23 protein-coding genes are annotated in these 25,381 nt (G+C 65.1%); 12 read left to right on the top strand and 11 right to left on the bottom strand.

Annotation, left to right across the window (positions count from 1 at the left end):
* Positions 1-43: 43 nt before the first annotated feature.
* From BSL82_RS11895 to BSL82_RS11870, 6 genes are all read left to right on the top strand, one after another.
* Complete coding sequence (locus BSL82_RS11895; RefSeq protein ID WP_226998451.1) at positions 44-2,242, top strand: acyl-CoA dehydrogenase family protein; 2,199 nt, start codon at positions 44-46, stop codon at positions 2,240-2,242.
* A 4-nt stretch (positions 2,243-2,246) separates the two neighbouring features.
* The gene (locus tag BSL82_RS11890; protein WP_072597711.1) at positions 2,247-3,023 is read left to right on the top strand and encodes an enoyl-CoA hydratase/isomerase family protein; all 777 of its coding nucleotides are present in this window, start codon (positions 2,247-2,249) and stop codon (positions 3,021-3,023) included.
* A 122-nt stretch (positions 3,024-3,145) separates the two neighbouring features.
* Entirely contained in the window at positions 3,146-4,150 is a 1,005-nt protein-coding gene (locus BSL82_RS11885) for an aromatic ring-hydroxylating oxygenase subunit alpha (RefSeq protein WP_072597680.1), read from the top strand.
* A gap of 73 nt (positions 4,151-4,223) precedes the next feature.
* Positions 4,224-5,006: an SDR family oxidoreductase gene (locus BSL82_RS11880; RefSeq protein WP_072597710.1), complete on the top strand. Its 783-nt coding sequence runs from the start codon at positions 4,224-4,226 to the stop codon at positions 5,004-5,006.
* 160 nt (positions 5,007-5,166) lie between these two features.
* Positions 5,167-6,057 carry a DUF2889 domain-containing protein gene (locus BSL82_RS11875; RefSeq protein WP_072597709.1) on the top strand — a complete coding sequence of 297 codons (891 nt, stop codon included), beginning with the start codon at positions 5,167-5,169 and terminating at the stop codon, positions 6,055-6,057.
* Complete coding sequence (locus tag BSL82_RS11870) at positions 6,054-6,653, top strand: MarR family winged helix-turn-helix transcriptional regulator (protein WP_335743892.1); 600 nt, start codon at positions 6,054-6,056, stop codon at positions 6,651-6,653. The genes BSL82_RS11875 and BSL82_RS11870 overlap by 4 nt, the downstream gene beginning before the upstream one ends.
* Before the next feature lie 108 nt (positions 6,654-6,761).
* Here the strand turns inward: BSL82_RS11870 and BSL82_RS11865 are convergent, their stop codons facing one another.
* The 5 genes from BSL82_RS11865 to BSL82_RS11845 form a co-directional block, all read right to left on the bottom strand.
* Positions 6,762-7,202 (bottom strand): nuclear transport factor 2 family protein, encoded by a 441-nt coding sequence (locus BSL82_RS11865; protein ID WP_072597708.1) that lies wholly within the window; start codon positions 7,200-7,202, stop codon positions 6,762-6,764.
* 27 nt (positions 7,203-7,229) lie between these two features.
* Positions 7,230-8,399, bottom strand: a complete 1,170-nt coding sequence (locus BSL82_RS11860; RefSeq protein WP_072597707.1) for an acyl-CoA dehydrogenase family protein — start codon at positions 8,397-8,399, stop codon at positions 7,230-7,232.
* Entirely contained in the window at positions 8,392-9,507 is a 1,116-nt protein-coding gene (locus BSL82_RS11855) for an acyl-CoA dehydrogenase family protein (protein WP_072597706.1), read from the bottom strand. Before BSL82_RS11855 ends, BSL82_RS11860 begins: the two co-directional genes overlap by 8 nt.
* 61 nt (positions 9,508-9,568) lie before the next feature.
* Positions 9,569-9,937, bottom strand: coding sequence for a Zn-ribbon domain-containing OB-fold protein (locus BSL82_RS11850; RefSeq protein ID WP_162274401.1), 369 nt, complete (start codon positions 9,935-9,937; stop codon positions 9,569-9,571).
* A gap of 105 nt (positions 9,938-10,042) precedes the next feature.
* Positions 10,043-11,413 (bottom strand): hypothetical protein, encoded by a 1,371-nt coding sequence (locus tag BSL82_RS11845; RefSeq protein ID WP_083579190.1) that lies wholly within the window; start codon positions 11,411-11,413, stop codon positions 10,043-10,045.
* 394 nt (positions 11,414-11,807) lie between these two features.
* Here BSL82_RS11845 and BSL82_RS11840 point away from each other — a divergent pair, with 394 nt between their 5' ends.
* Together BSL82_RS11840 and BSL82_RS11835 are read left to right on the top strand one after the other, a co-directional pair.
* Positions 11,808-12,608, top strand: coding sequence for a crotonase/enoyl-CoA hydratase family protein (locus tag BSL82_RS11840; RefSeq protein WP_072597705.1), 801 nt, complete (start codon positions 11,808-11,810; stop codon positions 12,606-12,608).
* Between the two features lie 79 nt (positions 12,609-12,687).
* Positions 12,688-14,124, top strand: a complete 1,437-nt coding sequence (locus tag BSL82_RS11835; protein ID WP_083579332.1) for an aldehyde dehydrogenase family protein — start codon at positions 12,688-12,690, stop codon at positions 14,122-14,124.
* Positions 14,125-14,198: 74 nt separating this feature from the next.
* Here the strand turns inward: BSL82_RS11835 and BSL82_RS11830 are convergent, their stop codons facing one another.
* The 4 genes from BSL82_RS11830 to BSL82_RS11815 all read right to left on the bottom strand — a co-directional run bounded on the left by BSL82_RS11830 (position 14,199) and on the right by BSL82_RS11815 (position 18,754).
* Positions 14,199-14,618, bottom strand: coding sequence for a nuclear transport factor 2 family protein (locus tag BSL82_RS11830; protein WP_072597703.1), 420 nt, complete (start codon positions 14,616-14,618; stop codon positions 14,199-14,201).
* A 79-nt stretch (positions 14,619-14,697) separates the two neighbouring features.
* Positions 14,698-15,423, bottom strand: a complete 726-nt coding sequence (locus tag BSL82_RS11825) for an SDR family oxidoreductase (protein WP_072597702.1) — start codon at positions 15,421-15,423, stop codon at positions 14,698-14,700.
* A 138-nt stretch (positions 15,424-15,561) separates the two neighbouring features.
* On the bottom strand, positions 15,562-17,592 hold the full coding sequence (locus BSL82_RS11820) for an oxidoreductase (protein ID WP_072597701.1): 2,031 nt from the start codon (positions 17,590-17,592) through the stop codon (positions 15,562-15,564).
* 1 nt (position 17,593) lies between these two features.
* The gene (locus BSL82_RS11815) at positions 17,594-18,754 is read right to left on the bottom strand and encodes an acetyl-CoA C-acetyltransferase (RefSeq protein WP_072597700.1); all 1,161 of its coding nucleotides are present in this window, start codon (positions 18,752-18,754) and stop codon (positions 17,594-17,596) included.
* A gap of 286 nt (positions 18,755-19,040) precedes the next feature.
* Here BSL82_RS11815 and BSL82_RS11810 point away from each other — a divergent pair, with 286 nt between their 5' ends.
* Genes BSL82_RS11810 through BSL82_RS11795 form a run of 4 tightly spaced genes read left to right on the top strand, consistent with a single transcriptional unit; the run spans position 19,041 to position 22,333 of the window.
* Positions 19,041-19,844, top strand: a complete 804-nt coding sequence (locus tag BSL82_RS11810) for an enoyl-CoA hydratase (protein WP_072597699.1) — start codon at positions 19,041-19,043, stop codon at positions 19,842-19,844.
* Between the two features lie 10 nt (positions 19,845-19,854).
* The gene (locus BSL82_RS11805; protein WP_072597698.1) at positions 19,855-20,706 is read left to right on the top strand and encodes an FAS1-like dehydratase domain-containing protein; all 852 of its coding nucleotides are present in this window, start codon (positions 19,855-19,857) and stop codon (positions 20,704-20,706) included.
* A gap of 38 nt (positions 20,707-20,744) precedes the next feature.
* Complete coding sequence (locus BSL82_RS11800; protein WP_072597697.1) at positions 20,745-21,155, top strand: Zn-ribbon domain-containing OB-fold protein; 411 nt, start codon at positions 20,745-20,747, stop codon at positions 21,153-21,155.
* Positions 21,152-22,333: a thiolase C-terminal domain-containing protein gene (locus BSL82_RS11795; RefSeq protein ID WP_072597696.1), complete on the top strand. Its 1,182-nt coding sequence runs from the start codon at positions 21,152-21,154 to the stop codon at positions 22,331-22,333. Before BSL82_RS11800 ends, BSL82_RS11795 begins: the two co-directional genes overlap by 4 nt.
* Before the next feature lie 488 nt (positions 22,334-22,821).
* Here BSL82_RS11795 and BSL82_RS11790 read toward each other — a convergent pair whose 3' ends face one another.
* Positions 22,822-23,961, bottom strand: a complete 1,140-nt coding sequence (locus BSL82_RS11790) for an ABC transporter substrate-binding protein (RefSeq protein WP_072597695.1) — start codon at positions 23,959-23,961, stop codon at positions 22,822-22,824.
* A gap of 232 nt (positions 23,962-24,193) precedes the next feature.
* Positions 24,194-25,369, bottom strand: a complete 1,176-nt coding sequence (locus tag BSL82_RS11785; RefSeq protein WP_072597694.1) for a thiolase family protein — start codon at positions 25,367-25,369, stop codon at positions 24,194-24,196.
* Between the last annotated feature and the right edge of the window lie 12 nt (positions 25,370-25,381).

The following is a 25,381-nucleotide window of genomic DNA, read 5'->3' as shown; positions in this document are numbered from 1 at the left end:
ATGCCGCTGTGAAATCCCGATCCGACCTGCCGAGAGAATGCCGATGAAGATGAATTTCGCGCTGACCGAGGAGCATGAGATGCTGCGTGATGCGGCGGCCAGGCTTTTCCAGGCGGAATCGTCGGCGGCGCGCGTTCGTGCCGCGGAAGATCGCGGATTCGATCCGGCGCTGTATCGCGCGCTCGGTGAATTCGGCGCATTTGCGCTGCGGCAGGCGGGCGGCGGCGGAACGCTGCTTGAGGCCTCGCTGATCTCGGAGGAGCTGGGCAGGTCGCTCGGATCGGTGCCGTTCGCCGAGGCGATCGTTGCCACCCGCCTTTTGTCGCTGCTGCCGGGTGAGGCCGCGGCGGCGTGGCTGGCGCGGGTGGATGATGGCGCGCTGGTGACGCTCGTCACCGATCCCACGCCAAGCCGGCGCAGGATGGCGAACGGCGGCATGGCCGCGGACGGGATATTGCTGCTCGAAAATGGCCGGATCGTCATCGCCTCGGGCGCCGCCGAGCGTTTTGGCGAAAATCTGGCCTTCGGAAGCTCGCTTGCCTGGGTCGGCGATGGTGGCGAGAATGTGGTGCTGGCCGAGGGCGCTGAAGCGGTCTCCGCTTATGAGGCGGTGCTGGAAGAATGGAAGATCCTCCAAGCCAGTATGCTCAATGGGCTGGCGCGCAGGGCGCTCGAGCTGGCGGCGGAATATGCGACCGAGCGTCATGCCTTCGGCCGTGCGATCGGCAGCTACCAGGGCATCGCGCATCCGCTCGCGGACGCCATATCCGAGGTCGAGGGAGCGCAGCTGCTGCTGCGAAAGGCGATCTGGGCCCATGCGCGCGGCCGCGACGATGCCGGTGCGCTGACTTCGATGGCCTATTGGTGGGCGACGCAGGCAGCGGCCCGTGCCACGGCGAAGTCGCTGCACACGTTCGGGGGCTACGGCGTCTCGCTCGAATATGACATCCAGCTCTATTACCGGCGCGCCAAGGCCTGGTCGCTGCTTGCCGGGGACCCGCGCCAGGAGCTGCTCCGTGCCGGCCGGCGGCTATGGCTGGGCGAGGCGGCGCAGCGCATCGACGCCGGCGAGGTGACGCTGGAATTCTCGTTCGGGGAGGAGGCGGAAACCCACGCGGCGCGGGTTCGCCGGTTCTTCGAGGATAATCTGACGCCGGAACTGCGCGCCAAGGCGCATCATTCGGTGGCGGGCTATGATGCGGGCCTGCACCGGAAGCTCGCGGCGGAGGGGCTGCTGTTTCCGCATTGGCCCAGGGAAGCAGGCGGCAGCGGCCAGAGCCTCTATGATTATTATGCGGGTATCGAGCAGTTCTCGCTGCAAGGCTGGGAGCATATGACCGGCCCGATCACCAACTCGGTCGGGGATATCGTGCACCGCTTCGCGACCACCGACGCCCATCGGCGCGCGGTGCGGGAAATGGCGGATGGCGACGCGCTCGGCTGCCTCGGCTTCAGCGAGCCGAGCGGCGGATCGGATATCTTCGCCGCGAAGACACGGGCCGACCGCGACGGCGACGGTAACTGGATCATCAACGGCTCGAAGATATTCACGACGTCGGCGAATCTGGCGAAATATTGCTTCCTGCTGGCGCGCACCGATCCGGCCAAGGCTAAGCATGCCGGCCTGACGATCTTCCTCGTCCCGCTCGACGCGCCGGGCGTCGACATCCAGGCGGTGGAAACGTTGCAGGACGAGCGGACCAACATCGTCTATTTGTCTGACGTCCGGATATCGGACGATTGCCGTATCGGTGAGGTCGACGGCGCGTTATCCGTGATGGCCGCCATGTTGAAGACCGAGCATGGCTCCGGCGATCAATATCGCCATGGTCACGCGCTGATGCTGCGCGTGGCGGCCGCCTGGGCGAAAGATGCGGAGCGCGACGGGCGCCCGCTGCTGGAAGACAGCGACGCGATCGCCCGGCTGGCGATGGCGACCACGCATGGCGAGGTTTCGAAGGTGCTGTGCCACCGCGCGATATGGATGATGGCCGAGGATATCGACAATCGCTATTGGGGGCCTATGGCGAAGGTCTTCGCGACCGAGATCTTCAATCGCGATTCACTCGATCTCATGGATCTCGCCGCGCCGGAAAGCCTCGCGGCGGGCCATTCAGGGCTCGGCGGGGTGGAGATCGGCTATCGCCAGTCGATCGGCACGACCATCTATGGCGGGACGAGCGAGGTCCAGCGCAGCCTGATCGCCGAGCAGGCGCTCGCGCTGCCGAAATCGAGAAGCTGAGCGCATGACAGGCCAGATTACGATCGCGAGCGAAGGGCGCGTACGTGTGCTCACGCTGGATAACCAGGCGGCGCGCAACGCGCTGAGCAGCAGCATGTTGGGAGAGCTGATCGAGGCGCTGGAGGCTGCGACGGCGGATGGCGATTGCCGCGCAGTCGTGCTCACGGGCGCGGGCGGCACCTTCTGCGCGGGCGGTGATCTGTCCGCCATGCGCACCGAGCGACCGTTGCTCGGTTCGCGGCGGCGGATCGAGCGCGCGCACCGGCTCGTCCGGCTGCTCGTCGGCGGTCCCAGGCCGGTAGCCGTCGCCGTGGAAGGCATCGCGGCGGGGCTGGGCCTTTCACTGGCGTGCGGCGCGGATTATCTGGTGGGCACGGACGATGCCCGCTACGTCGCCTCATTCGCGAAGGTGGGCCTCATCCCGGACATGGGATTGCTCTGGTCGCTGTCCAACCGGATCGGCGTTCATCGCGCGCACGAGATTCTTCTCACCGCGCGGATGGTGGATGCGGCGGAAGCCGAGCGTGTCGGCCTGACGGATCGGACGGTCGCGCGGGGCGCCGCGCTGACAGCGGCGCTCGAATGGGCGAGCCAGTTCGCCGATCGCGCGCCGATCCCCGTCGCATTGACGAGATCGGCGTTGGCGAAGGGCGTCTCCACCCTCGAAGACGCGCTTCGGTTCGAGGTGGATCACCAGCCGGCCCTGTATCTCTCCGCCGATCACAAGGCGGCCGTCGACGCGTTTTTCGACAAACGGACCCCCAGTTTCAGGGGGGAGTGAAGCGCGTCCCCGCTGCTTTCAGGCAGTTTCGTCGCCCACGATTCACCGCTCTGTTTGATTGACATGGCGTGGCGGGTTCCTGTAGGTGAGTATCAGTCAGTTTGTGTATGGAACGGTGGGTTATGGATCTGTCTGGCTTACCCTTTTCCAACAGGCCCGTTGGCTGGTTCCAGATCGGGTGGAGCGGCGAGTTCGCGCCCGGCACGGCGCATCCGCTGCGCTATTTCGGCCATGATCTGGTGGCGTTCCGCACGCTCGTGGGCGAGCTGTCGGTGCTCGACGGCCACTGCCCGCATCTCGGCGCCCATCTCGGCTATGGCGGCAAGGTCAAGGGCGATTGCGTGGCATGCCCCTATCATGGCTGGGAATGGGATACGGAGGGCCGCAACGCGCGCATCCCCTATCAGGACAGCCCGATGAAGATGTCGCTGCGCAAGTGGCCGGTGCGCGAACAGCATGGCTGCGTGTTCATGTGGCACGATCCCACGGGCGCGCCGCCGCGCTGGGCGCTGCCGCACGTGTTTGAAAGCTATCCCGCGCTGCCGGGGCGGGAGGAGGATTATTACCCGCCCTACGGCAACAGCACCGCGCGCTTCGACAGGGAGTCCGTCCACACCCAGGTGACGATGGAGAACGGGGTCGATTCGGTGCACTTCCGCCACACCCATAACGCCCCCGTCGATCCCGTGCTCGAGGACTGGGTGATCCGCGACGCCGAACTCCACACCCGCGTCGGGTTCCTCTCGCCCGCCACCGGCAACGTCGCGCTCACGCTCCACAACATCACCGCGGGCGTCGGCCTGTCCTTCAGCGCCTTCGAAGGCAGCTACCATTATCGCCTCGTCTTCGCCGGAACGCCCGTCGACGACGACACCACCGATTATCACTACACCATCTGGTACCCGCGCGAGCCCGGCGACACCGGCAGCATCATGCCGCCGGACCTGCGCCAGCGCATCAAGTCCCAGTTCCTGTACACGCTCGAAGAGGACATGCTCATCTGGCGCACCCAGGCCTATGTCCCAAGGCCAACCTACGCAAAACAGGACATCAAACCCTATACCGCCATGCGGAAATGGCAGAAAAACTTCTACAACCTGCCACCGCTCAACCAAAACTCAGCTTGAGATTTTGAATTCCGCATCAGTGGCGGCGATGATGCCATCCCACGAAGTGACTGGTTAATGGAGACTTGAAAAGATGCGGATCGACGGGTCGATTTCAGCGATTGTCACCGGCGGCGCTTCCGGGCTCGGCCAGGCCAGCGCAAGGGCGCTCGCGGCAGCGGGCATCAGCGTCGCGATATTCGATCTCAATGCGGAGGCGGGGGAAGCGCTCGCCTCCGAGATCGGCGGAAGTTTCCACAAGGTCGACATACTGAGCGAAGAGAGCGTGCTCGCCGGGTTCGACTCCGCGCGTGCCAGGCAGGGCCAGGAGCGCGTACTTGTCCACTGCGCACAGGCGTCCAAGGCGGGCAAGACGGTTCGGATCGACAGGCAAACGGGCGAACTGAGCCGGTTTTCGACCGAGGATTATGAATTCTCGTCGCGCGGAATTCTCGTCGCGAGCTATCGAATCGCATCGATCGCGGCACTGGGCATGGCCGCGCTCGACCCGTTGGAAGATAGCGAGCGAGGCGTGATCACCCTCACCGCAAGCGCGGCCGCGCAGGATGCGCAGGTCGGGCAGGTCGCCTATGGTTCGCTGAAGGCGGGCGTGAACGGGCTGGTTCTGCCGATGGCGCGCGATCTGATGGATTTCGGCATACGCGTCAATTCGGTGATGCCCGGCATCTTCGCGACGCCGCCGATGCTCAATGTGCCGCCGAAGGTGCTCGATGTGCTGGCGGCGTCCGTCCCGTTCCCCAAGCGTCTTGGCAAGCCCGAAGAGTTTGGGAGCCTAGTGCTGGAACTCGTCCGCAACAGCTACTTCAACGGGCAGAACATCCGCCTCGACGGCGCGATCCGCATGCCGCCGAAATGACAGCGCCGAGCTAAGCAGGTGAGGCGGCGTGACGGTCCGGCTTGATCCGGGATTGGTCCGGCGACCAGCCGGTCACTCGCCGGAGAGGCGCCCCAATTCCATAAGGCGAACCACGTCGATCGACACATTCTGGCCTGACGGTCCCGATTCACCGGGCGTCATGATCGGTCGCGCCCGCGACATCTACACGCCCGAAGATCGATCCGAACCAGCCGTCCTGGCGACCGGCGAATTCCGTATCTCGGTTTCCGACCAGCGCGAGATGCTGGCGGTGGATCTGTCGCCTCCCCATCGCCACGCGGACCGTCTTCGCGGCGTTCGCGGGGGCAAGGCGAGCCGTGCGGCGTTGCGCGAATGCATGGGCGATATCGAAGCGACGCCGCTCTACCAGCTGCTCGATGATTTCGCCGGCGCCAGTCTGGTGGCGCCCTGGGCGAAGTTGCTATGGGCCGAACAGCTTTCGATGTCCGGGCGGAAGGATAGCGCCCGCACCGTCGGCGAGGCGCGCCCTGCGCAGCGGAATGTCTGCATCGGTTTCGCCGAAGGATCGAGCGCGCTTCTCCCCCGAAACGCCACCTCGGTCAGCGACCATTGCGTTTCGGTGACCGAGGTCGGCAATCCGAACGATCTGGCCGGCTGGCACGAACTGCCGATCACATCGGGGCCTCACATGCGGCGGGCACGGCGGATCGACATTCGGCTGGAAGAGGGGGTCGTCAAGGTCCACGCCGGCTTTCAGGACAGCGGAAGACAGCCATCGGGCGGCCGCGCCGCCGTCCACGAATATCGGATACAGGCCGATATCGATCAGCGATCGGGGGTGCTCCTGGCGCTGGATGCGGTTCCGCACGTCCTGCCTTTCCCCGAATGCCCCGCCGCCGCGGCTGAAGCGCGGCAGATGATCGGGAAGCCAGTGACCGATTTCCGTCAGCTGGTCGCGGCGACGCTCCATTCCGTCCTCGGCTGCACTCACCTCAACGATGTCTTGCGAGCGCTTGCAGACGTTTCCGTGCTGGCCGCGGCGCTTCCGCGACAGGGGGGAGTGGAGTGACAGGCGGGGTTGCCAGGCCGCGCGCGCGCTCTGTTCAGGGGCGCGGGCAGCGGACAGGCGCGCTGGGCTCCGGCGTTGAACCTGCGCTCGGGGGGGCAACGCCTTCCACAGCCGAGGTACCGACCGACGAAGGGGATTTCGCCCAGCACGAGGCTGCTGCGGCGAGCTTCGCGTTCCTCATCCATGATGTTGCGCGGCAATTCCGCCAGATCTTCGATCAGCGTGTGCGTGCGCTGGGCGTCACCCGGCCACAATGGCGGGCCTTGCTCAACATCGCGCGCCGTGAGGGGATAACCCAGTCCGAGCTTGCCGATCTGCTCGAGGTCGAGCGGATCAGCCTGTGTCGGATGGTCGACCGGCTTTCGGACGTGTCGCTGGTCGAGCGCCGCGCTGACCCGCACGACAGGCGGGTGTGGCGCCTCCACCTCACCCCGAAGGCGCGAGCGATCGTCGCGCAGCTCAACGAAATCGGGGCGGGAGTGGAGGGTGAGGCAATGTGGGCTCTGACCGCTGCCGAGCAGACGATGTTACGCGAGACGCTCGACCGGATACGTGTCCAGCTCGAACTCCAGCGCCGAGAGATAGCCCCCCTCTAGACGGCAAGCGCGGCACGAACGAAACGGGTAACTGCCTGCAACGTGCGATCTTGGATCAACCTGACGCCGGCAGATCAGGCCGCCGCGCATATGACAGGCGCCAACCGGTCAGCGATTTTGCGCCAGAAGCAGTTTGGTGATGGATTTGCCGCTACGATAATTCAGCTTAACCCGGCGTTCCGCCACGCGCCAATGATCGCGCCGGTTCTTCCGCAGCCGATCATAATAAACACCGGTGTGATCGACGCCATGATCCGTCACGACCATGAAATAGGTCTGCGTATCAGCGATGTCCGAACCGATCAGCGAAATATTGATTGTCGTCAGATGGTGACGGACCGTGGTCACGCCAAGATCGACATCGGGGTTGCCCCTCATCTTTTCGATGATCTGCGCATGCCCGTCCGCATCCCACGCCGGTGTCCTGACCGCCGCATCGGGGTAGTAGATCTCCGCCAGCTCGCCTGCGTCGGCCCGATCCGTCGCGACCGCCAGCCGGTTCAGAAGAGCGGTGATTGCGGCAAGCGCCGCGCTGTCGCGTTCACGCATTGATAGCCCCCAAAATACGTCCGACGATTACTGCGGCATTCGCAGCAGTGATTTTGCCAGAATATTGCGTTGAACTTCGTTCGCACCGGCGAAGATCGTCGGCGGACGCGACATCATCAGCTGCCAGTGGAGGTCCACCGCGATCCCATCGAGATCGAACTCGCCGATCATCAGCCCATGGCTGCCGGCAACCTCAAGGTTGAATTCGGTCAGCCGCTGCAAAAGCTCCGATGCATATATTTTCAGCATCGAACATTCGGGTCCGGGCCGCTCGCCGTTCGCCAGCCGGTCGGTATATTGGTTGTAGAGCAGGCAATAGTCGTCATGATCGGATGCCAGCACGGCCAATCGATGCATCACTTGCTGATCGGCCCCCTTGTCGAGCTTTTCGACCAGGAGCCGCGCCAGTGCCAGCGCCTTTCCTGCCAGTGCCGGGCTGCCGTTCCAGACGCGCTCATAGCCCAGCAGCGCCTTGGCAACGCCCCAGCCTTCGTGGAGCTCGCCCACCAGCGCGTCACGGCCGAGCTCGACATTGTCGAAGAACACCTCGCAGAATTCGTCCTCGCCGGCCAGATTGACGATCGGCCGCAACGTGATGCCGGGCGCATCGATGGGCGCGAGGAGGAAGCTTATCCCCTTCTGCTTCCGACCGAACTTGCCGGTGCGCGCGAGCAGGAAGATGTGCGTGGCATCGTTCGCCTGCGTCGTCCAGATCTTCTGGCCGTTGACGACAAACCCATTGTCGGTCACTTCGGCCGAGGTGCGCAGGCTGGCGAGATCGGAGCCGGCGTTGGGCTCGGAATAGCCCTGGCACCAGAAATGCTCGCCCGACAGCATCGGCGGGATATAGCGCGCGATCTGCTCCGGCGTGCCGTGCTGGATGATGATCGGGCCGAGCTGGGTTTCCGCCATGTCGACCACGCGGGCGGCGCCGATGCGCTCAAGCTCGGTATGGTAGATAAGCTGCTTCCGGAAATCGAGGCCCATCCCGCCATGTTCGCGCGGCCAGCCCGGCACCCGCCAGCCGTCGCGGCAGAGGAGCGCGAGCCATTCCCGGATGTCGGCGCCGCGCAGACGATAGAAGGGGCGCCGCGCCGTCTGGCGAAAACGCTCGGGATAATTGGCTTCGAGCCACGCGCGGAAAGTGGCGCGAAAGTCTTCGTCGCTATAGCTGTTATAGTCGATCGGATCAGCCATGGACGGATTCCCGCGGGGCGCGATGAGAGATGAAGCGGCGTCGGTGGGCGGGCGATGATCCCAGCCAGGCGGCAGAAGCCATCGCTGCGCGCAGATAATGGCCGATCTCGGCCTCTTCGGTGAAGCCCATCGCGCCGTGAAGCTGCACGCCCAGCGTGCCCGCCGCGAGCGCCGCATCGCATGCCCGCGCCTTGGCCGAGCTGATCGCGGCGAGCGTTTCGGCCAGCTCCGGGTCGGAATCATAGCAGCTGGCGGCATTCGCGACCGATGCGGACGCTATCTGCAAGGCGATATGTTGATCCACACAGCGATGCTGCACCGATTGGAACGATCCGATCGGCTTGTCGAACTGCACCCGCTGCGAAACATGCGCGATCGTCCTGTCCAGCGCCCCCGCCAGCAGGCCGGAAGCCTGTGCGGCCAGCGCCACCCGGCCGGCCTCGATCGCGCGCGACAGCGCCGTGCGCGCGGCTTTGCCCTCGGCCAGCACGACGAACTCCGTCACGCCGTGGAATTCTACATCGGCGAGCCCGATTAAAGTGGAACGATGACGAGATATCCGCACCGCTGGGGCTGCGGCGTCGACGGCGACGAGCACGGGCTCGCCGTTGCGCGTCGCGCTGACGATCAGGCGACCCTCCTCCTCCACGGCGGGAACGAAGCGCTTCGCCCCGGAAAGGCCACCGCTGCCCAGTTCCGCGCCGTCGAAGCGCGGGTCGAAATCGTCAGCGGCGGACTGCCAGGCCAGGGTCACGACCGTCTCGCCGGAAAGAAGCTCGGTCGCGATCTTGCTCGCCGCCGCGCCCTGGCATTGGGCCAACAGGGTCGAGGGGATGACCGCCGCCGCGACGAAGGGTTGCTGGAAGGCCGCGCGACCGAAGATCTCGGCCAGTATGTTCGCGGCCCTGAGCGAAGCGCCGAGCCCGCCCATCGCCTCCGGCAACAGCACCGCCAGCCAGCCAAGCTTCGCCATTTCGGACCACAAGGCGCGATCAATCGCTCTCACGCCATCGATTTCGCCGCGAAGGCTGTGGGGATCGAAGCGCGCTTGGATGAAGGAGGCCGCGCTGTCGCGCAGCATCTCCCCGATATCGTCGTCGTCAGTCATAAAGCCTCTGTTTGCAGGCTATCCGGGAAGCGGGAGAAATATCTCCCCCGCCGCCGGGCCATCAGGCGGGATCGAACACCACGAAGGCCTGCTCTTCACCCTGGACGATGCGGGCCTTCACCTTGGCACCGATCCGAACGTCCTTCGGATCGATCCCCTCGACGCGGCTCATCAGGCGAGGGCCTTCGTCCAGCTCGACCAGGGCAACGTTGTACGGCGCTGCGGGAGGGCGCGGGAATACCGTGGTCGACGAATAAACCTCGCCCATGCCCGATACCTCGGCCCACTCGATGTCGCGGCTTCCTGTCCCCGGCTCCACCACGCGAGGGTAGAAGAAATATTGGCCCGATCCCCGCGCCCGTTGAACCATGAACCGGCCCTCGCGGAGATATTGCTGGAAGATGGTGTCCGGCCCGCCAGGCTCGCTCACATTCGCTTCTCCGCTGTCGAGCGTGCGCCTCACGCTCTCATGGCGATAGGAACTAACAATCTGTTTGTTATTGTCAAGGTCTTCTCGCCTGACGGCAGGCCGGCATCATTCGACCACGGCTCCGCGGATATAGGCGTCTATGGTCCCCGAGCATTGGATCTTGTCGTCAGTGTCCGATTCGAAGCGCCCGATGCTGTGCAGGACCACGCCACCGTGGCCGCAGGGGCAGTTTCCGGCGAGGTCCGCCGTCACCTTGTCTCCGGAGATCATGCCGCCCCAGCGGATATCGGTGAGCAGGTCGACGAATGCGAAACGGCCCGTGACGATGCCGTCATGCGGTTCGATCATGTTCTCACCGCTCTCGTCGAGGATGAGCGGCAGGATGCTTGGCGGCAGATGGTGGTTGCCGGCCGGACACTGGTTTGAAAGCCATGTCATCTCGGTCATGCCGTAGCCCGTCGACCAGATCACATCGCCGAAGAATTTGACGATCTGCTCACCATAATCGGCCGGCAGCTTGAAATGCTTTGTGCCGCCTCCGTGGCTCACGATCGTCTCGGGATGAAATTCGCCGTCCCCTATATTCTGCGCGCGGGCGCGGAGGACGAGGTCATAAATCTGGGCGGACATGCCCATGATGTACTGCGGCTCTTGGCGCAGCCTGAAGATATCGGCGACCATCTCGTCTATGCGCGCCGCTGATTTCGCGGCCTGCACCGCGCCCTCGGCCTCCATCGTCGCGATCTCGTCCGGGGTCGCCGTGCCGGCCTTCAGCTTCTCGCGAAACGCGGCGGACTGGCTGACCTTGGCGATCTTGAGCGGCTCGTCGATCAGAACATGGACCGAATCCGGCCGCGCGAAATGGTCGCGCGCGAAGGCTGCGGAGATGACGCCCGTATACGCACCCTCGATCGGCCCGAATATGAAGAAGTGTCGATCGCGATTGGCCTTGGCGGGATTCGGCCAGCCGCGGAAACGACGGATATATTCGTCGTACCGCTGCATGTCCCGTTCGGATTTCGGCAGCAGCGAGACCTTGCCCCCGGTTCCGCTCGACGTGGTGATTTTATACCCGGACGCCCACATGGCCTGCAGCCAGTCGTCGATATCGGTGGCGCCGGCAGCATCGACATGCTCGAAGCTTTCGGTGGAAACCAGCCCGAGCCATTTGGAAAGGCGATCCCACTGGCGGTTCGCGACGAAGGACTGCGGGTAGCTTTTATACGTCGTGTGCGAGAGCAGGAGCCGGATCAGGTCGGACTCGTCGTCGATACTGTCGGTGCCGGTCTCGCGTGCGCGGCGGTCCAAGATCGGGATGTGGGGACGCATCTCGTCGAACATCTGGCGTGCCGCGTCGAGCTGGAGCGGCCGCAGCTGCGCCGGCGAATATTCGAACGGATCTTCGCCGGCGCAGATATTTTCTATTTCACGCAGGCTCCCGGCGAGTGAGGTTCCCGAACGGACGGATTGGGTCATGATACGGCATTCCTTTGAGTTGTTCGTGGAGTGATCGTCGATCGACCGCGTAAAGTGCGGACGCGGGAACAGGCCCCGTCACGGGATCATCCTTTCAGCTGGATCACAAAGTCGGCGATCGTTCGCCCGGATGGTCGGAACGCCGATCAGGCATGAGACTAGAGATCGATCGCAGCGACTACCGGCACAACCCCGTCATAGCATTTCCGGAAAAACAATGATGTGTTGGTTTATTGGTGTCAAGTAGACCCGCGTGGGTCGGACAGGGGAGTCAGGCTGACCTTCCGGAGCTTTCACCGGGTGACTTAGCGATTGCGTGCGTCCGAGCCCCCCATTAGCTATCGCTGGCCGACTCAGAAGTGATATATAGTCGGCTCTAAGAAGGACCCCATTTATGCAGCCTTTCCTGATGGTGGAGCGCCAGGCGTCCGTCGTCGTCGCGCGCTTCAACCGGCCCGAGCAGAAGAACGTGATCTCGGAAGATGCGCAGAGCGAGGAGATCGTCGAGTTCTGCCGGACAATGACGCGCGATACCTCGGTCCGCGCGATCGTCCTGACCGGTGCGGGCGACGCCTTCTGTGCGGGCGGTAACATCAAGAACATGCAGCAGCGCACCGGCATGTTCGGCGGTTCTCCCTTCGCGGTGAGAAGCAATTACCGGAACAGCGTGCAGATGATCGGTCCGGCGTTCCAGGATCTGGAGGTGCCGATCGTGGCCGCGATCAACGGGCCGGCGATCGGCCTCGGGCTCGACATCGCTTGCATGTGCGACGTCCGCATCGCCAGCGAAACCGCGGTGATGGCGGAGAGTTACGTGAAGCTCGGCATAATTCCGGGCGGCGGCGGGGCGTGGTTGCTTCCTCGCGTGATCGGCCCCGCGCGGGCCAGCCTGATGACGCTGACCGGGGATACGATCACCGCGGCGCAGGCGCTCGAATATGGCCTGGTTGCCGAAGTCGTGCCGCAGGATGCCTTGCTCGACCGCGCTCTGGAGATCGCGCGGCGGATCGCTGCCAATCCGGGCCACGCGACCCGCCTCGCGAAGCGCCTCATGCGGGAGGGACAGGATATGAAGCTGGGATCGGCGCTCGAGATGGCGGGCGCGTTTCAGGCGCTGTCGCACCATGCGGAGGATCATCACGAGGCGATCGCGGCCTTCCTCGGCAGGCGTGCGCCGGAATTCAAGGATCGATGATCGACCGCGGCCTGACGGCTCCCGGCGATCGCGTCGGCCTGGCTCCGGCGACACCCACAACGATGGCAAGAGCGAGATGATGCAGGGCGAGAATTATATCGACGGGCGCTGGCGCCACGGCGCATCCACGTTCGAAACGCGCAATCCTTCCGATCTCGACGAAGCTGTCGGCATCTATCACAAGGCCGCGCCGGAAGAGGTTGCCGAGGCGATGGCGGCGGCGCACCGGGCGCTTCCCGGTTGGCGGGCGTTCAACGCTCAGCTTCGCACCGATCTGTTGCGCGCGGTGGGCGATCGCCTGATGGCGAGCCGCGAGGAAATCGGAAGGCTGCTGTCGCGGGAGGAAGGCAAAACGCTTGCCGAGGGTATCGGCGAAACGATCCGCGCGGCGCAATGCTTCCAATATTATTCGGGCGAGGTGCTGCGCCATCCCGGCCAGTGGCATGGCTCCATTCGCGATGGCCACAATATCATCGTGAGTTACGAGCCGGTCGGCGTGGTCGCGGCGATCACGCCGTGGAATTTCCCGCTCGCCTTGCCTTCGTGGAAGGTCGCGGCCGCGCTCGCTTATGGCAACACGGTGGTGTTGAAACCTTCGAGCGCGGTTCCCGGCCCGGCAATCATGCTCGCCCGCATCCTGGAGGAGGTCGGCCTGCCCGGCGGTGTGTTCAACCTAGTGGTCGGCGATGGTCGATCGAGCGGCGACATCATGGTGGACGCGGCCGATGCCGTCAGCTTCACCGGCGGCACGAATACGGGCCGATCGGTCATGATCCGCGCGGCGCAGAGCATGACCAAGGCGCAGCTCGAGCTCGGCGGCAAGAATCCGCTGGTCGTGCTGGATGATGCCGATCTCGATCTTGCGGTCGATATTGCGGCGGATGGCGCCTGGATCCAGACCGGGCAGCGCTGCACTGGCACCGAGCGCTTCATCGTCCAGCGTGGCATCCACGATGCCTTTGTCGAGCGGTTGGCGGCAAAGGCGCGTGCCTACAAGGTGGGCCACGCGCTCGATCCGGACACGCAGATCGGCCCGGTCGCGACGAAAGCGCAGTTCGACGACAATCTGGCCTTCGTCGCCGCCGCCAGGGCTGAGGGTGCCGAGCTGCTCGCGGGCGGGATCGCGGTGGAGGCGCGCACGCGCGGCCATTATATGGCGCCCACGCTGTTCGTCGGCACCCATGGCGAGATGCATTGCAACCAGCATGAATCGTTCGGGCCGATCGCCGCCGTCATCGAGGTCGCCGATCTCGATGAGGCGATCGCGGTCGCGAACGGGTGCGAGCTCGGCCTGTCTTCCGGCATCGCGACGCGCAGCCTGAAGCATGCCGAGGCATTCCGCCGTGCCTCGCGCGCCGGGATGGTGATGATCAACACGCCGACCGCCGGCCTCGAATATCATGTTCCGCTGGGCGGGCGGGCGCCATCCGGCTTCGGCGCGCGCGAAACCGGCGCGGCGGCGGCGGAATTCTTCACCGAGTCAAAGACGGCTTATGTCAATCACGGCGTAAAATGAGGCATCGCCTGACGCGCCTGTGCGAACATGCGGGAGAATTCGCCTGACGATGCGCCCGCTCGTTCGGCAGCCCTTCAAGCCGGGCACGTTGGCATGTTCTCGACATAGGCGGTCACGACCGTTCGCGCGGCGATGCGCCAGGCCCCGCCGGCGCGCCTCAACCGGTCATCGTAGAAGCCGGACACCCGGATCGGAGGCCGCCTGTCGCGGAAAGGCAGCAGGGCGTTGAAATAGGTCCGGGCGACCGCATCGTCGCCGGTGACGTTGATGTCGAAATTGCTCAGGCTGTGCATGGTCTGGCCAAAATCATCGTGCGCCGAGGCCATGTAGCCGACCAGTTCGTCGCGCGAGTTCCAGAGCCCGATCGGCCCGTAGTCGGCCGTCACGTCCTCCGTGAAGCATTGGCCGAGCTTCACCCAGTCCCGCCCGTCGATGGCGGTGGCGTAGCTGGTGATGACCCTGCGAATGTCTTCCTCGTCAGCGGAGCCGGCCATATCGCCTTTCCTTCGCCATTTTTCGCCACGCGACCCGGCTTCCCCGCCGCGCCGGTGCGAATGTTTCCTGGCCGCGTTCTCAGAAACGGGCGGTGGGATTGATCGTGATGTCGTCGATCGAGGTTCCGGCCGGCTGCTTCAACGCAAAGGCGATCGCATCCGCGATGGCGCCGGCGGGCAGCGCGACCGCTTCAAGGCCCTTGATATGATCGCGCAGCTGATCGTTGCCGACCGTTTCCGCCAGCTCGCTCGCCACCGGGCCGGGATAGACGGTGGTCACGCGCACCACATCACCCGATTCCGCCCGCAAGCCATCGCCGATCGCCCGTACCGCGAATTTGGTGGCGGAATAGACGGCGCCGGAGGGGAAGGTGCGGAAACTCGCGATCGAGCCGACATTGACGATATCGCCATGGCCCTGCGCGATCAGGTGGCCGAGCACGGCATTGATCCCATGCAGTACGCCACGGATATTGACGTCGATCAGCCGGTCCCAATCTTCGACGCGGCCTTTTGCCAACGGCGACATCGGCATGATCCCGGCACAGTTGACGATTCCGTCGATGCGGCCGAAACGTTCCAGCGCCGCCGCTGCCACCGCATCGACATCAGCGCGATTGACGACGTCGCAGGCGCAGGCGATCGCCGGCGCGGGAAGCGCGCGGGCGAGGATATCGAGCCGGTCCGTCCGCCGCGCCGCCAGGACAAGCTGCGCGCCTTCGCTGCTGAGCCGGTGCGCCGTGGCCTCGCCGATGCCACTGCTCGCGCCCATAATGATGAAAGTCTTGTTGGTCAGGGCCGTCATCGAATTTTCCTTTCCTGAAATTCATTGCCGGTTCGGCACGCTCTGGCGGCGGGTTCTAGCCTGGCGGCCGGCGTCGGCGCTACGCCGGACCGGGCCTCTTGCGTCGGCTCGATCACCATGTCCGGTTTCTCCGGGCGATCAGCAAGCGAGCTCTTCCGGTTCGGCATCGAGCATGGTCACGCTGCGAACGGCGGCGTAGGCCCCGTGAATGGCGTCCCCGATCCTGCCGCCCTTGACCGCGTCGCCGATCGGGACCGCCTCGATGCCGAGACCGGTCAGCGCGTCCAGCAGCGCATCGTTCGGTTCTCGTCCCTGCGCGATCAGCACGGCCGAGACCAGGCGCCGGGCCGCGCCTTCGCCAGCCGAACAGAGCCGGGCTTCGCCGTCGTGGACGGCGACCAGCTCCGTATCCGTCAGGATTTCGATCAACGGGTTGGCGGTGAGCCGTTTCAGAAGGACGGTGCGGTAGATGAACTCCGCCGAACGGGCCAGCGACTTGAGAGGCGAGCGGGTGACGAGCAATACCGATCGTCCGCGTGCGGCGATCATCTCCGCGGTCTCGCAGCCCGTCTCGCCGCCACCATAGACCAGCACGGGGCCTTCGCCGAGCGAATCGATCCAGCGATCGTCGCCCATCAGCAACGCATAGGCATCATGGACAAGGGCGTCGTCGTGGCCCTCGAACGGCATCGGCCGTGCCCGGCTGCCCGTGGCGAGCACGACGAGCCTGGGTTGCCCCGCCGCGATCATATCGGCGGTTTCTGCCTTGCCGAGGTCGAGCGTCACGCCGCTGCCGGCGATCCGCCTCGACAGATAGTCGCGGTGCCAGTTGAGCATTTCCTTGTGCGGCGGCGCCGCGGACGCGATCAGCCCGCCGCCGACAGCGGAACGCTCCTCGATCAGCCGCGTGTCATAGCCCGCCTGGTCGAGCAGCAGGGCGGCGGCAAGCCCGCCGGGGCCCGCCCCGACGACCACCGCCTTGTGGTGGCCCTCTGCCCTTGGAAGCGGATCAAGCTCCCGGGACGTGCGCGGATTTTCGGCGCAGCAGATCGTGCCGTCGGGGGTCAGGCTGACGCTGACGCAATAGTTGCAGGATGTGCATGGCCGGATGTCGACCGCGCGGCCGGCCTTCGCTTTCGCCGCCCAGTGCGGATCGGCGAGGAGCGGCCGGCCGAGCGCGATCAGATCCGCGTCGCCTTCGCTCAACGCGCGCTCGGCGGTGACGGGCGACCGGATCTGGCCAACGGTGATCACCGGCACGCCGGTCGCTTCCCGGATGCGCCGCGAATAGGGGAGGCGCCAACCTTCGGGCTGCGACATCGGCTCGATGACGTTGTGCATCCCTGTCCAGCCGAGCCCGGTGGAGACGTGGATCCCGTCGAGGCCCGCCGCCACCAGCTTTGGTGTGATGCGTTCCATGTCCTCGATCGTAAGGCCGCCGCGCGAAAATTCGTCCGCCGAGATGCGGTAGAGGAGCGGGCGCTCGCCGATCGCTTCCCGCACGCGTTCGATCACGCGGCGCGGCAATTCGAGCCTGCGATCCTCGTCACCACCCCACCGATCATCACGGCGGTTGGTGAGCGGCGAAAGGAAGGCGCTGAGCACATAGCCATGTGCCCCGTGGAATTCGATAGCCTGATACCCCGCGTCCATGCCGGCGATCGCGGCCGCGCCGAACGCGTCGACCAGCCGCTCGAGCTCGTCGTCGGTAAAGGCGCGCGCGATCAGGCGCGACGGATCGCTGCGCCGCGAGACATCGCTCGGCGCGCGCGCCACGCCATCGAAGATGGTGTCGAGCTTGGCGGCCTGGCCGCCATGCTGCAGTTGGAGGCAGGCGACCGTGCCCTCGTTCCTGATGGCGTCCGTCAAGTGCCGATGGCTCTCGATATGGGCCGGGGTCTCGATCGAAAGCTGGCGGTGCTCGGAAAGGCCCGTCGCGCGGTCGACGCAGCAGAATTCGACCACGATCATGCCGACTCCGCCGGCGGCGCGCTCCCGATAAAAGGCGATCTGCCGATCGGTGACCGTCCCGTCGCGGTTGCCGAGCTGGCTCGACATCGGCGCCATCACCACCCGGTTCGGCAAGGTCAGGCCGCGCAGGGTCAACGGGCTGAACAGATGGGGGAAGGGGCCTTCGGTCCGGAACACGGGATCGTTGGATTGCGCCATGTCAGAGCCTCTCCACGATCGTCACGTTCGCCATGCCGCCGCCCTCGCACATGGTCTGCAGGCCATAGCGCTTGCCCGTCGACCGGAGCGCGTGGACGAGCGTCGCGAAGATCCTGGTGCCGCTGGCGCCCAGCGGATGGCCGAGGGCGATGGCGCCGCCGTGAATGTTGGTCCGCGCCGGATCGGCGCCGATCGCCTGGAGCCATGCCAGCGGGATCGCCGAGAAGGCTTCGTTCACCTCGTAGAGATCGATATCCTCAATCCTCATCCCAGTTCGCGCCAACGCGCGCTGCGTACCGGCGATCGGACTTTCCAGCATGACGACCGGATCGCCGCCGACGACAGTCATGTGGTGCATGCGCGCGAGCGGCTTGCCGCCGAGCCGCTTCAGCCCCGCCTCGTTCACGACGAGGACGCCGCTCGCCCCATCGCTGATCTGGCTGGATGTCGCCGCGGTGAGGCGGCCGTCCGGCAGGATCAGCTTCACCCCGGCGATGCCGTCGAGCGTGGCGTCCTTGCGGATGCCTTCATCCTCGTCATGGATCGTGCCGTCATCGAGGGTGACGGGAAAAATCTCCTCGCGGAACGCGTCTCGCGCCGTCGCTGATGCGGCGCGAAGGTGGCTTTCCAAAGCGAAGGCATCGAGCATGTCCTTGTCCAGCCCGAACTTCCGGGCGATCGCCTCGGCGCCGCTGAACTGGCTGAACTGGATGCCGGGATAGCGCGCTTCCCGGGCCGGGTTCGACGGGCCGCCCATTCCCGCCTTGGCCGCGAGCGTCGTGGTCGACATCATCGGGATGCGCGACATGCTTTCGACGCCACCCGCGATCACAACGTCCTGCGCGCCGGACATCACGGCCTGCGCGGCGAAATGCAGCGCCTGCTGGCTGGAGCCGCATTGCCGCTCGACCGTCGTCCCCGGCACGCTTTCCGGCAGCGACGAGGAAAGCACCGCATTGCGGCCGATGTTGCTGGCCTGTTCGCCGACCTGGCCGACGCATCCCAGGATGACGTCGCCGATCGCCGCCGGGTCCGCGCCGGATCGCGCGACCAGCGCATCGAGCATCCTGCCCGCAAGCAGGGCTGGGTGGAGGCCGGAAAGGCGGCCGTTGCGTTTGCCGGTCGCCGTGCGGACCGCCGATAGGATATAGGCTTCAGGCACCGGGCCGCCCTCCAGAAGAGAATGTGTGATGACGCAATAACTGTAATAGCGTTATCTTTCAATCCGGATCGCGGCCGGGACCGTAAAATCCGCGTCGCTGCCATGCCGATCGCCCCGGTTCGCCTTAATAAGATGGTGGATGGACGGTTTTTCGGGGCGATGCTTCGGGTCCCGTCCGCGGGCAATCCCATAGGCCCCCGGCGCTTGCGTTGAATGTGCCCAATGGGTATACGGACTGTCAGTTCCTGGAATCGCCGTTGGGGGCAATCGTTCGGAAAGTGACAAGATGACCTACGAGATGATCAGCTATGAAGTAGTCGGTCAGGTGGCCCGGCTTTACCATAATCGTCCTGACAAAGGTAACGCGCAATCCACGCAGTTGCTCGCCGAGATGGACGATGCCCTGATGGTCGCGAAGAATGACGACAATGTTCGCGTTCTTATCCTGGGCGCGAACGGCAAGCATTTCTCCGCCGGCCATGATCTCGTCGATGGTTATGCGCTGCGAGGCAAGTTCACCCCCGAGGAGCATTGGGTGTGGGAGCAGGAGCATTTCTACGGCAATGCCATGCGCATCCGCGATTTTCCAAAGCCGACCATCGCCCAGGTGCAGGGCGCGTGTATCGCGGCCGGGTTCATGGTGGCCAACAGCTGCGATCTGCTGGTCGCGGCGGACGATGCGCATTTCTCCGATCCCGTCCTCCACTCGATGGGCGCGGCCTCGGTCGAAGCTCTCGTTCATCCCTGGGTGCTCGGGCTGCGCAAAGCCAAGGAACTGCTCTTCACCGGCGGGCGGATCAGCGCGCAGGAAGGCAAGGAGTGGGGAATGGTGAACCATGTCGTGCCCCGCGCGGAGCTCGAGGCGTTCACGCTCCAGCTCGCGAACCGCATCGCCGAGGCGCCGCCCTATGGCACCAAGATGATCAAGCGCTCGCTCAATCGCGTCGCTGACATCCAGGGCTATACCTCCTCGCTCAGCGCGCATTTCGATACGCATATCGTCAGCCAGTCCTCCAGGGAGTTTCTCGACATCATCGAGGCGGGGGTCCAGAAATCCGTCCAGCATGCGAAGTCGAAGGTGGCGTCCTGACGAGACGAGCATGCTGAATTTCGATGCGGTGAAGGCGTGGCCCTTCGAGGAGCTTCAGGAAGGCTATACCCGGCAGGACGCGGCCCGGTTCGCGCGGGCATGCGGTGTCGGGCTGCCTGGCCCCCTTCATGATCGCGAGGCGCGCTACGGCGCCGACAGCGCCGGTTTCCATGTGCTGCCGATGTATGCGATCATGCTCGGGCTCGGCGATATGTGGACGAAGGCTCCGGGCACGGGGATCGACTGGACGAAGACGGTCCACGCCGAGGAAGCGATTAGGATGCATGGCGCGCTGCCCGAGGCCGCGACGGTTCGCGCCCGGCGATCGGTCGACGCGGTCTATGACAAGGGCCCCGGGCGCGGCGCGCTGATGTACGAAAGCAACCGCCTGTTCACCGCCGATGGCGCGCCGATCGCCACGGTTTCGGTCGGCACCTTCCTGCTGGGCGATGGCGGCTTTGGTCCGGGCGATCCCGGCGCCCCGCCCGCGCCGCGCGCCGCGCCGCAGGGTCGCGCGCCAGATCGCAGCATCGAGCTCGCGACGGCCCGCGATCCCGATCCTCTGTATCTGCTGGGCCCCGAGTTCGTCGCGGCGGTAGGTGTCCCGGTGCCCGATGGCGAGGCGATGCTGCGGGGGGTCTGCTCGTTCGGCATGGCTGGGCGGGCCGCGATGGGATTGGTGTGCGACAGTGATCCGGCGCGATTCCGCGGCCTTGGGGTCCGGTATGCCGGCCCGATCATGACCGGGGAGACGATCCGCCTCGATCTGTGGATCGAGGAAGAGGGATGTGCGAGCTTCGTCATGCGCGTGGTGGAGCGCGACGTCATCGTGCTCAAGAACGGTTTCATCGAATATAGCTAAGGCGTGGCCGCAGCGGCGGACCAGGGGAGTACGGCCTAATGACCGATGCGTTGCCGCGCTTGGGGGCGATCAATCGCCCGTTCTGGCAGAGCGGGGAAACCGGCGTCATCCAGATGCAACTCTGTACCGCCTGTGGCCGATGGCGGCACCCGCCAGGCGTGCGTTGCGCCGATTGCGGCAGCCGCGACCTGCAATGGTCGCCGGTCACGGGACGGGGCACGGTCGTCAGCCACACCGTCAATCATCAGCCATGGGCGCCCGACACGATCGTGCCGTACACGCTGGTGCTGGTCGAACTGGACGAGCAGGTTGGTCTGCGGCTGACGTCCCGATTGGTCGATGGCCCGATGCCGGATGGAGCGCTGATCGGGAGCCGGGTGAGCGTGGTTTTTGAACGGCGCGAGGATGTGTGGCTCCCGCTGTTCCAGATCGAGGACGACGCCGCATGAAATATGGCGAGAAGCAGGCGATCATCTCCGGCATCGGCCAGTCCAGGATCGGTCGCAGGCTCGACGTGCCGGGCCTGACGCTGACGGTGGATGCCATAGAGCGCGCGCTCGACGATGCCGGGCTGGCCGCGTCCGACATCGATGGCATGACAAGCTGGCCGGGGTTCATGCCGGATTCTCCCGGCTTCTCGCCTGTGTCGATCGGTGAGGTGAAAGAGGCGTTTGGCTTCGATCTGAACTATTATTCGGCCGGGCCGGAAGCGTCGCAGCTTTCCGCTATCATAAATGCCTGCATGGCGGTCGCGACCGGGCAGGCGCGGCATGTCGTCTGCTTCCGCACCATGACCGAAAGCTCGGCGATGGCAAAGGGTGAGCGATCGAGCGTGATCGGCCAGCGCACGGCGCGCGTCGATGGCCTTTTCCAATGGCTCTCGCCGTTCGGCGCTGTTTCGGCCAGCAACTGGGTCGGGATGATCGCGCAACGCTATCTTCACGAATTCGGCAAGACGCGCGCCGATCTCGCTCCGATAGCGCTCAACGCGCGCGCGAACGCTGCGCGCAATCCCGCCGCGATCTATCGCGAGGCGCTGTCGCTCGACGATTACATGGCGGCGCGCATGATCTCGGCACCGCTGTGCCTTTACGACTGCGATGTCCCGATCGATGGATCGACCGTTCTCATCATTTCGCATCGCGATACCGCACCCGACCTGCGGAGCAAGGCGATCCGGATCGAGGCCGCCTGCGGTACGCTGATCGGGCGGGATAGCTGGGATCAGCAGCCCGATCCGACGCGTTTCATGGCTTCGGCGGCGGCTGAGCGCATGTGGTCACGAACCGATCTGAAGCCCAATGACGTCGACGTCGCCTGTCTCTATGACGGTTTCAGCTTTCTGACCGTGCTCTGGATCGAGGCCCTCGGCTACTGCGGGCGAGGCGAGGCGCTGGATTTCATCGCTGGCGGCCATCGCATCGCGCCGGACGGGGAGCTGCCGTTGAATCCACATGGCGGCCAGCTCTCCGCCGGGCGCACCCACGGCTTCGGTTTCGTTCACGAGGCGGTGACGCAGCTTCGCGGCGGCGCGGGGGAGCGCCAGATTGGCGGCGATCCGTCGACGGCGGTCATCACCAACGGCGGCGGCAACATCGCCTCGGCGCTGCTGCTGGTGCGCGACTGAATATTGGCGATAGCTTCGCGATGATGCCGTGCGCGACTTGAAGCGAGCAGCTGGCTCTACAGCGGTTCGATCAGGCAGGGCGAGGGTGCACGGTGCGCCACAAGATCTGCCATATGCTTGATGCCTGGGCAGGCTTTGCGCTCACCACGGCGTGTGTCGGGCCGAGGCGGTTTCTCCGCGTGAAGCCGAGCGTCCCCGGCGTTCGCGAAATCCGGTCCCGTCCTCGCTCCAGGGCGATATCTATCTTTATGGGTCGCCCGCCGTCGACGGTAGCTCTCCGGTCCACGACGGGCGTGGGAGCAGGCCGCTATTGTCTGAAAGCCTGCTTCAGGACCGCGGCCAAGCGCGGGCTGCCCCCAAGCGGGTGTCCTGCTTCAGCTCTGCGGATCGGCCCGCGATCATTTTCGCGCGGCGGGCCGACCCGCAGGTTAGATCCTCGCCGCCTTCCCACATGCTTGCATGGTGGTCAGGCGGCGTGGTCGGCAGGCTTATCGGGCGCCGCGTGGGGCGGCGATACGCCCGCGGAAGATCGTCTTGCCGCGTGGGCCGTCAGGTGCGTGTTCACGCGCGATCAGGAAGCCCGCGCCCATCCAGCCATTGTGGCGATATTTGCCGTAAGAGATGCGCGTGCCCGGCGCGCCGCTGTGGGCGGGAAGGTTGCGGATGGTCTTGATGCCGTCGCGCACGCCCCGGGGCGACAGCGGATGGGCATTGACCAGCGCCTGAACGATGATGTTGCCCATATCCGCCCCGTAACCCGGCATAAAATATTCCGGACGGCGGCCATAGCGCATCTCGAACTTGTCGAGGAATTCGACGGCGAGGTGATTTTCCTCGTCGAACTGCTCCAGCCCGATCCAGCCGATCGTCTCACGATAGAATTCTTCGTCGAGCAGGCTGACCTCCCAGGCGGTCATGCAATATTTGGGAACTTCCCACCCGATTTCACGCATCGCCTTGTTGATGCCCATGATCGCCCAGCCGAAACCGAGGTGGAGCACCGCTTCAGCGCCGCTGTCACGCAGGGTGGTGATTTCCTGGACCATGTCTTCACCGGTTTGCGCGACGCCGGCGACGCCGACGATCTCGAGCCCCTCGATGATGCAGGCCTGCCGCAGCCAGTGGAGATATTGCTGGCCGATCATGGATTTCTCCATGGCGACGCCGATTTTCGTCAGCCCGTGCTGGGCCATGATGCTCGCGATGACATAGGGCTCGTCCGGCAGCGATCCATTGGAAAGCTGGAACGTCCACTCGCCGAGGAAGTCCTCGGTTCCCATCATCCCGATGGCGGGAACATGGCCCTTCTCGTTGATATATTCCGCCAGATCGGGCGCATTCTCGGAGATGAGAGGGCCATAGATGACGATGCAGCCTTCGTCGACCAGCTCCTGATAGGTCCTGATCACGTCCTGCACGGCGCCGCGCGGCAGGCCCTCGCAATATTTGACGACCATCTCGATCGGCCGGTCGACGAGCTTCTTTTCGAACGCCTCGTCAAAAACGATGCGCATCGCATCGAGCACGTCGATGTCGTTGCCCCATGGCTCGGGGCTTTTACCGAAGAAAAGATCGAACAGCACGCCGACCTTGATCTTGTGTGTTGGCGCAACCACCGAACCCGTCATATCATCTCCTGAGCAAAATGCGGCAGATGCGCAAACCGGCGCGCCGCGGCAAAATCTTAAAAACCTACCCTGCGTGATTTTTATGCCGACCGACGGCGCATGCAGGGCAGGCGACTATAACTGTCACCTATTCACCTCGCGGCGCCTCCGATGTCAAGGGCCGCTGCTCTGCCACTGCCCAGCGTGAATGACTATCATGGAAATGTCCCGCACGAAATCGCGCGGTGCGCGTTCAGACGCGGATCAACACCGCGCCGGCCTGACCGCCGCCCGCGCACATCGCGGCGACACCGATCCCCCCGCCGCTGCGGCGAAGGTCGTGGAGCAGTGTCGTCACCATCCTGGCGCCCGTGGCGGCGACCGGATGGCCGAGGCTGCACCCGCTGCCGTGGATATTCATCCTGTCTTCGGAAATGCCGAACCGCCTGCACGCGGCGAGCGGGACCGAGGCGAAGGCCTCGTTGATTTCCCACAGGTCGACATCCACCACGCCGATGCCCGCACGGCGCAGCAACTTGTTGACGACTTCGATCACGGCCATGCCGGTCCGTGCCGGCTCGACCGCGGCTGATGCCCAAGCGGTGATCCGCCCGAGGACTTCCAGGCCTTCGCGACGCGCCAGCTCCTCGTCCAGCAGCGTCAGGGCCGCTGCCGCGTCGTTGATGCCGCTCGAATTGCCGGGCGTGATCGAAAAACCATCGATCTCAGGATGGATGACCTTCAGCGAGGAAAGCCGCTCGATGGACGTGTCGCGTCGCGGGTGCTCATCGCTGGCGAAGATCGAGAAGCTGTTATCCGTCTGACGGGCCGACACGGGAACCAGTTCGTCGGCGAACAGGCCGTCGTCGATCGCCGCGACCGCGCGCTGGTGCGAACGCAGCGCCCACGCGTCCATTTCTTCGCGCGACAGACCCATCTCCCTGGCGGTGTTCCACCCGACCGTAATCGACATGTCCTTGTTCGGGGCGTCAGGGGTATCCGGGTGTGTCGGCGGCATGAGCACATCTTCGAACTGGTCGAACGTGCCCAGCTTTCGATAGCGAAGTTGGGGCCCGGTGGAGGTGGACTGCACGCCGCCCGCGATCATCGCCTGTTCCATTCCGGCAATGATGGAAGCGGATGCAAAGCCGATGGCGGTAAGGCTTCCCGCGCAATGCCGGTTCACGGCGGCGCCGGCAGCGTGGTTCATGCCGCATTCCACCGCGGCATGGCGGGCCACCGCGCCACCGCCATATAGCGATTCCGCCAGGATGATGTCCTCGACCATCGCCGGGTCGATCCGGGATCTCTCGAGTGCGGCGGCGACGACGGTTTTCGCCAGCTCCTCTCCCGAGGTATGCACCAGGCTGCCCTTGAAGGCAGTGGCGATGGGAGTACGCACGGCGCTGACGATGACTGGGGTCGCCAAGATAGCACTCCT

Origin of the sequence: Tardibacter chloracetimidivorans, assembly GCF_001890385.1 — a bacterium.
Classification (GTDB): Bacteria; Pseudomonadota; Alphaproteobacteria; order Sphingomonadales; family Sphingomonadaceae; genus Tardibacter; species Tardibacter chloracetimidivorans.
Note: the sequence above shows the minus strand (reverse complement) of the source record. Positions and strands in the feature narration are given on the sequence as shown.